9 protein-coding genes are annotated in these 13873 nt (G+C 63.2%); 5 read left to right on the top strand and 4 right to left on the bottom strand.

The annotated features are described in order from the left end of the window. Positions 1 to 2010 carry a bifunctional 2',3'-cyclic-nucleotide 2'-phosphodiesterase/3'-nucleotidase gene (locus tag QPK31_RS22220; protein ID WP_290425068.1) on the bottom strand — a complete coding sequence of 670 codons (2010 nt, stop codon included), beginning with the start codon at positions 2008 to 2010 and terminating at the stop codon, positions 1 to 3. Positions 2011 to 2162: 152 nt separating this feature from the next. Between QPK31_RS22220 and prfB the strand changes: the two genes are divergently transcribed. The 3 genes from prfB (at position 2163) to lysS (ending at position 5513) form a co-directional block, all read left to right on the top strand. Beyond that, positions 2163 to 3273 (top strand): peptide chain release factor 2 gene (prfB, locus tag QPK31_RS22215; RefSeq protein WP_290425067.1). Its coding sequence is split into 2 segments (ribosomal slippage): positions 2163 to 2243 and positions 2245 to 3273, totalling 1110 coding nucleotides; the frame shifts between segments, so codons are not numbered across the junction. Next, positions 3270 to 3932, top strand: a complete 663-nt coding sequence (locus QPK31_RS22210; protein WP_290425066.1) for an HAD family phosphatase — start codon at positions 3270 to 3272, stop codon at positions 3930 to 3932. The genes prfB and QPK31_RS22210 overlap by 4 nt, the downstream gene beginning before the upstream one ends. 36 nt (positions 3933 to 3968) lie before the next feature. Beyond that, a complete protein-coding gene (gene lysS, locus QPK31_RS22205) occupies positions 3969 to 5513 on the top strand; it encodes a lysine--tRNA ligase (RefSeq protein ID WP_290425065.1) in 1545 nt (514 codons plus the stop codon). Between the two features lie 707 nt (positions 5514 to 6220). Here the strand turns inward: lysS and ppnN are convergent. Beyond that, entirely contained in the window at positions 6221 to 7591 is a 1371-nt protein-coding gene (gene ppnN, locus QPK31_RS22200; RefSeq protein ID WP_290425064.1) for a nucleotide 5'-monophosphate nucleosidase PpnN, read from the bottom strand. 252 nt (positions 7592 to 7843) lie between these two features. Here ppnN and QPK31_RS22195 point away from each other — a divergent pair, with 252 nt between their 5' ends. Next, on the top strand, positions 7844 to 9349 hold the full coding sequence (locus tag QPK31_RS22195) for a peptide MFS transporter (protein WP_290425063.1): 1506 nt from the start codon (positions 7844 to 7846) through the stop codon (positions 9347 to 9349). Between the two features lie 174 nt (positions 9350 to 9523). Here QPK31_RS22195 and QPK31_RS22190 read toward each other — a convergent pair whose 3' ends face one another. Next, a complete protein-coding gene (locus QPK31_RS22190) occupies positions 9524 to 10423 on the bottom strand; it encodes a LysR substrate-binding domain-containing protein (protein WP_290425062.1) in 900 nt (299 codons plus the stop codon). A gap of 105 nt (positions 10424 to 10528) precedes the next feature. On the opposite strand from QPK31_RS22190, the gene QPK31_RS22185 reads away from it, so the two are divergent. Beyond that, positions 10529 to 11452: an NAD-dependent epimerase/dehydratase family protein gene (locus tag QPK31_RS22185; protein WP_290425061.1), complete on the top strand. Its 924-nt coding sequence runs from the start codon at positions 10529 to 10531 to the stop codon at positions 11450 to 11452. 148 nt (positions 11453 to 11600) lie between these two features. Here QPK31_RS22185 and QPK31_RS22180 read toward each other — a convergent pair whose 3' ends face one another. Next, positions 11601 to 13862 (bottom strand): OPT family oligopeptide transporter, encoded by a 2262-nt coding sequence (locus tag QPK31_RS22180; RefSeq protein ID WP_290425060.1) that lies wholly within the window; start codon positions 13860 to 13862, stop codon positions 11601 to 11603. Positions 13863 to 13873 lie beyond the last annotated feature (11 nt).

Here is a 13873-nt window from a genome sequence, read left to right as displayed (position 1 = left end):
TCATTTGGCCAGATCCACAGCATAGAGCGCAAAGCCCTTGCCCAGGCCATCGTCGGCCTGGATCTGGCTGACGTTGTCCAGGCCCGCTTCCCGCGCGATGCCCAGCATGCCCGGCGCCGTGTGGAACACCACGGGACCCGCCGTCTTCACCGGCGCGAAGCGCCAGCTGCGCCCCGAGCCATTGACCTTGCGCGTCAGCTGCTTCGTGTCGCGGATGTAGGAAATGAGCACATCGCGGCTGGTATCCGGCGAAGCGAAGATGGTCTTGCTGCCGTCCAGGCCCGGGAAGTTGCCGCCGCCCGAAGCACGGTAGTTATTCGTCGCCACGATGAATTCCTGCTTCAGATCGAGCGGCGCGCCGTGCAGCATCAGCTTCTTCACGCGCTGGCCCGGCGGCTGGGTGACGTCGATCTCGTAGCTGATCTCGTTCGAGGTCAAGGTATCGAAGTTATAGCTCGGGAAGTTGGGATTCACCAGTTCCTGCGGCTCGGTTTTCGACGGGTCGATGGTGTTGAAGCGGCGCGCCGCCATCTCCAGCCAGGCCTTCAGGCCGTGGCCATCGATCTTCACCGCATGCAGGGCGTTCGGGTACAAGTACAAGTCAGCCGCATTGTTCATCGCCAGCTGGCCGGCGGCGACGTCGGTGTAATCGAAGGCGCCGGCAAAGCCGTTCTTGAAGGCGGCCGACATCGACAGCACCGGCAGCTTTGCATACTGCGGCAGGTTGGCGGCGACGTACTTCTTCACATACGCCGTCTGTGCCTGGTTCACCACCTCGATCGCCGACGGGTCGCCTACATCGACAAAATAGGTCGTCAGGCGGAAGTCGCTGCTGCCGACCGGCGTCTTCACGTACCGGATGGTCGCTTCGTGCTCTTCGCGGATCAGCGCCTGTACTTCCGCGCTCGGCGCGACAAAGGATTTATCGGCGTTCTGGGCGGCGCGCGCCTCGACCGTGGTCCTGGCCTTGTCGATTGTCCAGCGCTTGCCGTCGGCGCGCAGGGTCAGCGCCACCACGCCCAGGTGCTTGCCCCACAAGTTCGCCATCACGGTCGGCACGCCATGCACGAAGCCTTTTACTTTATCGACGTTCGGCAGGTTGAACTGCGGCGCGGTGCTGGCCGCGTTCGGGAACAGCTGGTGCGAGTGCCCGAGCAGCATCACGTCCACGCCCGGCACTTGCGCCAGGTAGTAGCCGGCGTTTTCCATCTCCGGCGTGTAGGGGCTGCCATCGAGGCCGCCATGCGAGATCACGACCACGACGTCGGCGCCCTTGCGGCGCATCTCGGGAATGTACTTCTCGGCCGCTTCGCGCACGCCGGTGACATACACCTTGCCGTCGAGCCAGCGCTTGTCCCAGGACATGATGGCCGGCGGCGTGAAGCCGATGATCCCGACTTTTACCTTGGCCTTGATCGCGCGCCCCTTTGCATCCTGGGCGCTGACTTCCTTCTCGACGATGCGCCAAGGCGCGAACAGCGGCTTCTTCGTGCTGACGCTGTAGACGTTGGCCAGCACTTGCGGGAAGGCCGGGCCGGCGCACTTCTTCGGCTGCTCGATACCAGGTACCTTGAACTGCTGGCCGCTTACCTGGCCGAGGAAGCCGAGGCCATAGTTGAATTCGTGGTTGCCAACCGAGGCGCCGTCGTACTTCAGCGCGTTCATGACCTTGTAGATGCCCAGCGTCTGGTCGCAGCGCACCGGGCTCACCAATGCCTGGTAGTCGGCCAGCGCGGTACCCTGGATGGTGTCGCCATTGTCGAACAGGACGGTATTCGCGTACTCGCCGCGCGCCTGCGCGATCAGGGTCGCGGTGCGGTCCAGGCCGATCGACGGCTCTTCGGCCAGCTTGAAGTAGTCGTAGCCGACCACGGTGGCGTGCAGGTCGGTGGTTTCGAGGACGGCGAGGACGGTGGAGGCGCCCTTGGGTGCATCCTTTGCCAGAGCCGGGGCGGCCGCCAGCGCCGGCAACAGCGCGATGGCGAATTGATAAGAAATTGGATAACGCATGAGCATCTTCGGGTTGGGAACCGGGCGATGATACGGCAGCGGCGCAATCCATGCCAAGGAAAGCGCCGAAACGGAGGGCGAGGCTGGCCGCCATGCGCGCGGCCTGGGGTATAATCGAAGGTTCGATTCAACTCAAATTACACGCCAAGATCATGGAAGCTGAACGCATCAACGCCATCTCCGCCCTGCTGAACGACCTGACCAGCCGTGAAGCCGAACTTCGGAGGTATCTTTGACTTCGATCGGAAGTCAGAGAAACTAGAACAGGTCAACCAGGAACTCGAAGATCCGACCGTCTGGAACGACCAGAAACGGGCCCAGGATCTCGGTAAAGAGAAAAAGGCGCTGGAAGCCGTCGTCCTGACGCTGGAAAAAGCGAAGGCCGACCTGGCCGACGCCGGCGACCTGTTCGAGATGGCGCGCGAAGAAGGCGACCACGATACGCTCGAGGCGATCGGCGGCGATGCCGAGGCGATCCAGAAGATCATCGAATCGATGGAATTCCGCCGCATGTTCAGCAACCCGATGGACCACGCGAACTGCTTCATCGACATCCAGGCCGGCGCCGGCGGTACCGAAGCCCAGGACTGGGCCTCGATGCTGCTGCGCCAGTACCTGCGCTACTGCGAACGCAAGGGCTTCAAGGCCGAGATCCTGGAACAGTCCGAGGGCGAGGTCGCGGGCATCAAGACCGCCACCATCAAGGTCGACGGCGAGTACGCCTACGGCCACCTGCGCACCGAGACCGGCGTGCACCGCCTGGTGCGGAAATCCCCGTTCGACTCGGCCAACGGCCGCCACACCTCGTTCACCTCGCTGTTCGTGTACCCGGAAGTCGACGACTCGATCGAAATCGAGATCAACCCGGCCGACGTGCGCATCGACACCTACCGCGCATCCGGCGCAGGCGGCCAGCACATCAACAAGACCGACTCCGCGGTGCGCCTGACGCACGGCCCGTCGGGCATCGTGGTGCAGTGCCAGAACGACCGCTCGCAGCACCGCAACAAGGCCGAGGCCTGGGACATGCTGCGCGCCAAGCTGTACGAACTCGAACTGCGCAACCGCATGAGCGAGCAGCAGAAGCTGGAAGACTCGAAGACCGACGTCGGCTGGGGCCACCAGATCCGTTCCTACGTGCTCGACCAGTCGCGCATCAAGGACTTGCGTACCGGTTTCGAGACCGGCAATACCAAGAACGTGCTGGACGGCGACCTGGACGACTTCATCTCCGCGTCGCTGAAGCAGGGCGTCGGCGCATGAGCGTCAACAAGCGCGCGCTGATCTTCGACATGGACGGCACCATCGTCGACAACATGGCTTTCCATACGAAGTCGTGGATCACCTTCTTCGAGCGGCGCGGCCATGCCATCGATCCGGATGCATTCTTCCGTGCGACGGCCGGCCGCCAGGGCGGCGAAATCATCCGCTCGCACTTCGGCGCCGACCTGCTCGACGACGAGGTGGCCACGCTGAACCATGAAAAGGAAGCCGTCTACCGCGAGCTGTACGCACCGCACCGCAAGGCGGTCGAGGGCTTCGAAGACCTGATCGCGGACGCCAAGTCGCAAGGCATCGCCCTTGCCGTGGGCACCGCCGCGCCGCCGGCCAATGTCGAGTTCACGCTCGATGGCCTGGACCTGCGCCGCCATTTCGACGCGATTGTCGGCGCCACCGACGTGGCGCGCGGCAAGCCGCATCCCGACGTGTTCATCGAAGCGGCGAAGCGCTGCGGCGCCGAACCCGCCGACTGCATCGTCTTCGAAGACGCGCCGCTGGGCGTGGAAGCGGCGCGCCGCGCCGGCATGCGCGCGGTGGTGCTGACCACCACCCTGCCCGCCGAAGCCTTTGCCGAATTCGACAACGTGATCACGATCGTCTCCGACTTCTCGCAGCTGTCGCTGGACGAGCTGTTCGCCTGATCAAACCAAACGCGTATTAAAAACCGAGTCCCCAACATGACTACCGAAAACCAAGAAAACACGTCCGTGCAGGCCACGCCGGCGGCCGACGAAAACAAGATCATGGCCGAGCGCCGCGTGAAGCTGTCCGCGATCCGCGAAAAAGGCGTCGCCTTCCCGAACGACTTCAAGCCGCAACATAAAGCCGCCGACCTGCACGAGCAGTTTGGCTCGCTGACCCGTGAAGAGCTGGAAGAAAAAGCGATTCCCGTGGTGCTGGCCGGCCGCATGATGCTGAAGCGCGAAGCCGGCAAGAAGGCCGCTTTCGCCACCCTGCAGGACGCCTCGGGCGCACGCGCCGACGGCCGCATCCAGATCTACGTGACCCTGGACGCCACCGGCGAAGCGGCGATGGAAGCCTTCCGGACCTACGACCTGGGCGATATCCTGGGCGTCGAAGGCACCCTGTTCAAGACCAAGGTCGACGAGCTGACCATCAAGGTCACGAACCTGCGCCTGGTGACCAAGGCCCTGCGCCCGCTGCCCGATAAATTCCACGGCCTGGCCGACCAGGAGACCAAGTACCGCCAGCGCTACGTCGACCTGATCATGAACGAAGAGACGCGCCGCACCTTCAAGGCGCGTACCGCCGCGCTGTCGTCGATGCGCCGCTTCATGGAAAAGAACGGCTTCATGGAAGTCGAGACCCCGATGCTGCACCCGATCCCGGGCGGCGCCGCGGCCAAGCCTTTCATCACCCACCATAATGCGCTCGACATGCAGATGTTCCTGCGTATCGCGCCCGAGCTGTACCTGAAGCGTTTGGTCGTGGGCGGCTTCGACCGCGTGTTCGAAGTGAACCGCAACTTCCGTAACGAGGGCGTGTCGATCCGTCACAACCCCGAGTTCACGATGATGGAGTTCTACGCGGCCTATACCGACTACACCTGGCTGATGGACTTCACCGAGGCCGTGATCCGCCAGGCCGCGATCGATGCGCAAGGCACGGCCGTGCTGTCCTACGGCGGCCGCGAGCTGGACCTGTCGAAACCCTTCCAGCGCCTGACCATCGTCCAGGCCATCAACAAGTACGCACCTGACTACAACGCCGAGCAGCTGGAAGACGCGGAGTTCATCAAGCTTGAGTTGAAGAAGTTCGGCGTCAAGCCGTTCGCCACCGCCGGCTTGGGCGCGCTGCAACTGGCGCTGTTCGAAGAGACCGCGGAAGCCCAGCTGTGGGAGCCGACCTACATCATCGATTACCCGGTCGAAGTGTCGCCGCTGGCGCGCGCATCGGACACCCGTGCCGGCATCACCGAGCGTTTTGAATTGTTCATGGTGGGCCGCGAGATCGCCAACGGCTTCTCCGAGCTGAACGATCCGGAAGACCAGGCCGCGCGCTTCCTGTCGCAGGTCGAAGCCAAGGAAGCCGGCGATGACGAGGCGATGTACTACGACGCCGACTACATCCGCGCGCTGGAATACGGCATGCCGCCGGCCGGCGGCTGCGGCATCGGCATCGACCGTTTGATCATGATCCTGACGGATTCGCCGAACATCCGCGACGTGCTGCTGTTCCCGCACCTGCGCAAGGAAGACTGATCGGCTTTAGCGGATAAGCAAATGGGGCGCTTCGGCGCCCCATTCTCATTGTTGGCTTCGATCGCATCGTTGGCTTCGATCGCACTGTTGGCTTCGATCGCATTGTTGGCTTCGATCGCATTGTTGGCTTCGATCGCATCGTTGGCTTCGATCGCATTGTTGGCGTCGATCGCATCGTTGGCAACGATCGCATCGTTGGCAACGATCGCATCGTTGGCAACGATCGCATCGTTGGCAACGATCGCATCGTTGGCAACGATCGCATCGTTGGCAACGATCGCATCGTTGGCAACGATCGCATCGTTGGCTGCGAGCGCATTGTTGGCTACGAGCGCATCGTTGGCTTCGCTCGCATTGTTGGCTTCGATCGCATCGTTGGCTTCGATCGCATTGTTGGCTTCGATCGCATTGTTGGCTTCGATCGCATTGTTGGCCGCAACTGTACGGTGGGCACTCCGTGCCCACGCGGTTACGTGCGCGTCCGGATTCCGCTGCCGCGCTGATTCGCTCCGAAACGCTTGCGACTGCGATGGCGCCAACATGACACTTTTGGATGCGCTGCCACCTGCTTTTGATCGCGCATCAAATGGCGCCAACATGGCATATCGTTCCGCGTGGGCACAGGGTGCCCACCCTACGAAAACCGCAATGCACCCGCACGTGACTGCGGCGACATGGACGGCCCCGCCGTCCACCCTCCCCTTGGCTTACTGGACGATGGTGTAGCAAGGCACATACGCCTTGCCCGGCAACTTCATCCGGCTCTGCTCCACGAACGACGCCAGCAACGCATCCATCGGCCCCATGATCTCGGGATCGCCATGGATTTCGTACTTGCCGTGCTTTTCGATCTCGCGAATCCCCTCCTCCTTCACATTCCCCGCCACCACGCCCGAGAACGCGCGGCGCAGGTTCGCCGCCAGCAAATGCGTTTCCTGGTTCTTGTGCAGCGAGAGATTGCGCATGTTTTCGTGGGTCGGCTTGAACGGGCGCTGGAATTCCTGGTCGATCTTCAATAACCAGTTGAAGTAATAGGCATCGCTGCGCGCCTTGCGGAATTCGCGCACCTGCTTGATCCCCGCCGCCATTTCGCGTGCCACCGCATCCGGATCGTCGATGATGATCTTGTAACGCGCACGCGCCTTGTCGCCCAGGGTCTGGGCGATGAAACCGTCGATCTGCTCGAAGTATTCGCGCGCCGTGGCCGGACCGGTGAAAATCAGCGGGAACGGCATCTCGGCATTATCCGGATGCAGCAGGATGCCAAGGATGTACAGGATTTCCTCGGCCGTGCCGGCGCCGCCCGGGAACACGCAAATCCCATGGCCGACACGCACGAACGCTTCCAGGCGCTTCTCGATGTCCGGCATGATAATCAGGTCGTTCACGATCGGATTCGGCGATTCGGCGGCAATGATGCCCGGCTCGGAAATGCCGAGATAACGCCCGCCGTGCAGGCGCTGCTTGGCATGCCCGATGTTCGCGCCCTTCATCGGGCCTTTCATCGCGCCCGGCCCGCAGCCGGTGCAGATATCGAGCTCGCGCAAACCAAGCGCATAACCCACTTCCTTTGAATAGTTGTATTCGACGCGGTTGATCGAGTGCCCGCCCCAGCACACCACCAGGTTCGGATTGCGCTGCGGCTGCAGCACATTCGCGTTGCGCAGGATGTGGAACACGGCATCGGTGATGCCTTCCGGTTTCGCAAGGTTGAAACGCGGGTTGTCGGTGACTTCGAAATTCACGAACACGATATCGCGCAGCACGGCGAACAGGTGTTCGTGGATCCCCTTGATCATCTTGCCGTCGACGAAAGCGATGGCCGGCGCGCCGCGGATATCGAGCTTGATGCCGCGCTCGCGCTGGATGATGCTGATATCGAAGCTGCTGTAGCGCTCCAGCAGTTCCTTGCCATCGTCGATGGAACTGCCGCAGTTCAGGACTGCCAGTGCGCACTTGCGGAATATGGAATACAGGCCGCCCTGGCTGGTGTCGAGCAGTTTGGCCACTTCGGCCTTGGACAGCACTTCCAGCCGGCCTTCCGGAGAAATGAGGGTATCGACGACTTCGTAGTTCATACAGGTCTTCCTTATTCGACTCTTATGACAGCGAATGCTGTTTCACCAATATACGACAAAGGCGCACAGCATGCCTGCTTCCTTGCGCCCTGTTTTTGCAGCGCTGCACCATGCGCGCGCGTGTTTACCACAATGGCAAATAATTTTCTTGTGCTCTGCAATTTCCACTAAAATGCACGCGGATTGGGAGATCAGATCGTCAAGATCTTCCGACACACACAGTGATTATCAAACTATTTGGGGAGGAACCGCATGAGCGGTGCAGCTGCTACACCCGCCGACAAGGTCGCGATTCCAGAGTTCAAACAAATCATGGGCCACCCAGCACCGCTGTGGATGCTGTTCATGACCGAATTCTGGGAGCGCTTCGCTTTTTATGGCATCCGTTGGGCCCTGGTGCTCTACATCGTCGCCCAATTCTACGACGGCAGCGCCGTCGGCCAGGCCAGCGCCAACCTGACCTACGGTTCCTACCTCGCGCTGGTGTATGCCGGCGCCGTCTTCGGCGGCCTGATCGCCGACCGCGTCATCGGCTACCAGCGCTCGATCCTGATCGGCGCCGTGTTCATGGCCGCCGGCCTGTTCATGATCACGATACCGAGCGAAGACGTGTTCAAGCTCGGTCTCGCCACCATCATCGTCGGTAACGGCATGTTCAAGCCGAACATCTCGACCATGGTCGGTAAACTCTATGCGCTGAACGACACCCGCCGCGATTCGGGCTTCACCATCTTCTACATGGGCATCAACACCGGCGCCTTCATCGCGCCGATTCTGACCCAGGTATTGGCCCAGCAGTTCGGCAACCCGGACACCCCGGCCTACAAGGTCGTGTTCTTCGCATCCGGCATCGGCATGCTGATCAGCCTCGTGTGGTTCTACATCGGCCGCAAGACCCTGGCCGGCATCGGCGCCCCGGAAGCCAATGCGCAAGGCTACGGCCGCTCGATCGCCGTCATCGTCGGCAGCATCATCGTCATCCCTGGCGTGTACTTCCTGCTGAAACTCGGCGCCGGCACCCTGCAGGTCATCCTGACCGTGCTGTTCATCGCCCTGGCGCTGATGCTGATGGTCGAAGGTATCCGCAACGGCAAGGTCGCGCGCGACAAGACCATCGCCATGATGATCATCTTCGCCTTCAACATCCTGTTCTGGATGTTCTTCGAACAGGCGGGCAGCTCGTTCACCTTCCTGGCCGACAAGATCGTCGACCGCGACCTGGCCGGCTGGATCTTCCCGGTCGCCTGGTTCCAGAGTGTGAACTCGGTCGCCATCATCGCCTGCGCACCGATCATCGCCGCCATCTGGGTCATGCTCGGCAAGCGCAACGCGAATCCGTCGATCCCGCGCAAGTTCGGCCTCGGCCTGATCTTCAACGGCCTCGCCTTCGGCCTGCTGATGTTCGCCCTGTCGAGCCTGGTCGACGCCAACAACAAGATCCCGTTCTGGACCCTGTTCATGGTCTACGTGATCCAGTCGATCGGTGAACTCTGCCTGTCGCCGATCGGCCTGTCGATGGTCACCAAGCTGGCCCCGGTGCGCCTGGTCGGCCTGGGCATGGGCGGCTGGTTCCTGTCGACCGGTATCGGCAACAACCTGTCGGGCATCTTCGCTTCGCACGTCTCGGGCGAGTCGGGCATGTCGATCGTCTCGGCACTCGACGGCTACACCTTCGGCTTCTGGTCGCTGGTGGGCGGCGGCGTGCTGCTGTTCCTGATCGCACCGCTGATCCAGAAGCTGATGCACGGCGTGAAGTAAGCGCAGTCCTCAGGTTCACATTAAAAACGGCAGCCTTCGGGCTGCCGTTTTTCGTAGGGTGGACGGCTTTGCCGTCCACGCGTCGATCGCCTGCCGCAAGATCATCCGACGCGACTTCACGCCGATAACGCTCGCCGCGTGGACGGGACACCGCCTCTCGCAGCCCGGTCCACCCTAGGCCTCATCCAGCGCGCGCTGCATCCCTTCCATCTCGCTCACCATCCATGCGCGGAAGCGCTGCACCTTGCGCATGCTTTCCTTGTGCGGATTGGCGAGGAAGCGGTAACCCATGTCGAAGGGCGCGCTGCGGCACGAAATCTGCCGCAATGCCCCCGAGGCGATGTCCTGGCAGGCGATCCCGTAGGGCACCAGGGCCACGCCCTGCCCCGCCACCGCCGCCTGCACCAGCACGCCCCAATGGCTATAGCCGCGCGAGAAATCGTACTTGCCCTTCAGCGCGCGGTTCTCGTTGAGCAGCTGGAGCCAGGACTCGGGCGATTTTTCGCACAACAGCGGCTGCTGCGCCAGGTCCGCCAGGGTCAGGTCGGGCTGTCCCTCGGCCAGCAGCTCCGGGCTGTACACCGGCACCAGGCGCTCGCGGAACAGCAGCGCCGGGTCGCCGTCGCGCACGGTGCCGTAGCGGATCGCGACATCGGTGGTGTCGGCTTCCAGGTCGACCGGCGCATCGTTGGAATCGATGCGGATATCCAGCTCGGGATACTGCCGGGTGAAGCGGTGCATGCGCGGCACCAGCCACTTGATCGCAAAGGAATGCGTGGTCGAGATGCGCAGCACCGACTCCTCGTCGCCGCGCTGCAGGGCGCCGACCTTGGCGCGCAAGTCGCCCAGCATGCGCCCGATGGCAATCGCCAGCTCCTCGCCCTTGGCGGTCAGCGAGATATGGCGCGGGTGGCGCACGAACAGCGGAAAGCCGACTGTTTCCTCGAGCTGCTTGACCTGCAAACTGACCGCGGCCGGCGTCTTGTGCAGCTCGCGCGCCGCCAGCTTGAAACTGCCCCAGCGCGCCGCGCATTCGAAATCAATGAGGCCGGACAGGCTGCGCAGCGGTTTCATGCCGCGTCCTGACGTAAGTTTTTCTTATTCATAGTGAGCGATTTTTCTTGTTTGCCGGTTTTTGCTGCTGAGCACAAAATATAGTCGATTCTTCAAGGAGACGCCATGCAGAAGGAAGTACTGGTGATCGGCGGGACCCGCTATTTCGGCAAGCTGCTGGTGCAGCGCCTGGTGCGCGCCGGGCACTGCGTGACGATCGCCACGCGCGGCTATGCGCCCGATCCGTTCGGCGCGCGTATCGACCGCATCCGCGTCGACCGCCGCGTTGACGCCGCCATGCGCAGCGCCTTTGCGGGCAAGCGCTACGACGTGGTGTTCGACCAGATGTGCTACAGCCCGCTGGACGCGGCGATCGCGGTGCGCACCTTTGCCGGCAAGGTCGGGCGTTATGTGATGACCTCGACGATCGACGTGTACCGCGGGATCCGGCCGCGCGCGGCTTCCCTATGCGAGGACGACCTGCCTGTGCTGGCGCAGGCGATCGATACCGGCTATCCCTGGCACGATCCGACACTGGCGGTGGAAAGCTACGTCGCCGGCAAGGTGCAGGCCGAGGCTTACCTGTACCGCGACGGCTCGCTGCCGCTGGTGACCGCGCGCCTGGCGCACGTGCTGGGCGGGCCGGAGGAATTTACAGGGAGGCTGGCGTATTACGTCGATTTGCTGCGAGCCGGCGCGGCGCTGCCGTATGCGCATGCGGGGGCGGCAGTGTCGTTCCTCGGGACACAGGAGGCGGCGGCTTTCCTGGACTGGGCCGGTACTCAGGAATTTACCGGGGCGGTGAATGCCGCGTCGGGCGGGCCGCTGTCGGCACATGGGTTGTATCGGCGGGTGGCGAAGGCGCTGGATGCGCCGGCGCGGTATCGCCGCGTGAATGAGCCGACGGCGCCGGGCGTGTTATCGCCATTTGATTTCGCCGAGCCGATGGTGCTGGATACGTCGCGCGCCCTGGATCTCGGGTATCGGTTCAGCCATTCGGATGCGTGGCTCGATGATGTGATTCGGACGCATGATCTGGCGTTTGTTTGATTGTCAAACTGTGGGAGCTGGTGGGGACGAGTCCCCACCCTACGCGCCGTTGTAGGGTGGGGACTCGTCCCCACCGTTGCACCGCCAATGACCACGCAACACATCGACTACCAATAAAAAACGGGCGCCACTGGCGCCCGTTCTGCTTTTACTTCGGCGCCTTTTCGCGCGCCACCCAATACAGCAGCAGCACAATCGCCGCATACGGTATCAGCGACAGCAAGTCCGCATTCACCCCCGCGAAGAACGGATTCGACGCCTCCGCCCACTTCGCCATCATGCTGTCGAAGTTGGTCATCACGCCCGCCGTGATCGCGATCACGATGCCGGCCAGCGCGCCACCCGCGATATAACCCGAGGCCAGCAAGGTGCCCGAGCTGCGGTCGCCCGCGGCCTGGCGTTCCTCGTCATTCAGCTTGGCATACTGCGGCAGCTTGTTGTTGCGGCGGTCGGCCACCCAGCGCACCGCGCCACCGACAGCGATCGGCAGCGTCGACACCAGCGGCAGGTACACGCCCACCGAGAAGGCCAGCGCCTGGATGCCGGCCAGTTCCAGCACCACCGAGATCATCACGCCGAACAGCACCAGCGTCCAAGGCAGCTGCTGGTCGAGGATGCCCTTGATGATGTAGGACATCAGCACCGCCTTCGGCGCATCGTACTTCTTGACTTCCGTGCCGTCCGGACGCTGGTGATAGTGGCCGTTGATGCCCGGGTCGACCAGGTAGGCCAGCTTGCCGTCGTCGGCCACCAGGTACTTGCCTTCCGGGCCGCCGACGGTGTCAAGCTTGCGCCAGACTTTATACGTCTTGCTGCCGCTCTCGGCCTGCGGGCCCTGCAGCTGCGCGGTCTCCGTCAGCTTGCTCGCGTCGACCGTCACGCCGGGCGCCACCTGGGCCGCCGGCACGTACACGGTACCGGCATCGTTCAGCTTCAGCAAAATCGGCCCCAGGATCAGCGCCGAAGCAAAGGCGCCGCACAAAATCGCGTACTGCTGCAGGCGCGGCGTCGAGCCGACCAGGAAGCCGGTCTTCAAGTCCTGCGAGGTGGTGCCGGCATTACTCGCGGCGATGCAGACGATGGCGCCGACCGACAGCGCGGTCACGTAATAACGGCCGCCGGTCCAGCCCATCAGCAGGAAGATCAGGCAGGTGAACAGCAGCGTGGCCACGGCCATGCCGGAAATCGGGTTCGACGAGGAACCGACTTCGCCGGTCAGGCGCGAGGACACGGTGGCGAACAGGAAGCCGAACACCAGGATCAGCAGCGCACCGAGCAGATTCATGTGCAGCGGCGTGGCGAAGGTGATGATGGCGATGATGGCCAGGCAGCCGATCGCCACCCATTTGAAGGGGATGTCCTGGTCGGTGCGCAGGCCGGCGTTCGGCGTGCTCGCCTTGTTCTTGCCCATGCCAGCCAGGCCGCCCTTCAGGCCGTTCCAGATCGACGGCAGCGAACGCACCAGCGAAATCAGGCCACCGGCCGCCACGGCGCCGGCGCCGATGTACAGCACGTAGGCGTCGCGGATGTCGTCGGGCGACATGTCCTTGATGAGCATCGTCGCGGGCGAGAGCGGCACCGTCAGCAGCTCGCCGAAGAACTTGATCATCGGGATCAGCATCAGGTAGGACAGCACGCCGCCGGCTGCCATCGTGAAGGCAATGCGCGGGCCGATGATGTAGCCCACGCCCACCAGTTCCGGCGACAGCTCGGCGCCGGCCGAACCGGCTTTCAAAGGCGCGCCGAACTCGAAGTTGGCGACGTCCTTCCAGCCCTTCAGCGAGACGTTCGCGACCTTATATAACAGGCCCAGCCCGAAGCCGCCGAAGATGATGGCGGCGCGGCGCTTGGCGTCACGCGCGGCGTCGGAACCTTCGACGCGCACTTCGCCGGCCGCTTCGCGCGAGGTGTCGGTGGCGGCCGCCTTCAGCACCTCGGCGCAGGCGGTGCCTTCCGGGTACTTCAGTTCGCGGTGGGCGTCGACAATCATGGTGCGGCGCATCGGAATCATCATCAGGATGCCGAGCAGCCCGCCCAGGATCCCGACCAGCATCACGCGCGAGATCTCGAGGTCGAAGCCGAGGATCATAATCGCCGGCATGGTCACGCCCAGGCCGAATGCCAGCGACTCGCCGGCCGAACCGGCGGTTTGCGTGATGCTGTTTTCGAGGATGGTGGACTCGCGCCCGCCCATCTTCTTGAACATGCCGAACAGGGTGATGGCGATCACCGCCACCGGGATCGAGGCGCTGACGGTCAGGCCGACCTTCAGTACCAGGTACAGCGAGGAGGCGCCGAAGACCATCCCCAGCACCACGCCCATGACGAGGGCGCGGATGGTCATTTCGGGCAGTTGCGCCGTGGCCGGGATATACGGCTTCACGGCGGGAGGAGCGGGATCGTAGGGCATCGTGTTCCTTG

Source organism: Massilia sp. YIM B02769 (genome assembly GCF_030411995.1).
Classification (GTDB): Bacteria; Pseudomonadota; Gammaproteobacteria; order Burkholderiales; family Burkholderiaceae_D; genus Telluria.
Note: the sequence above shows the minus strand (reverse complement) of the source record. Positions and strands in the feature narration are given on the sequence as shown.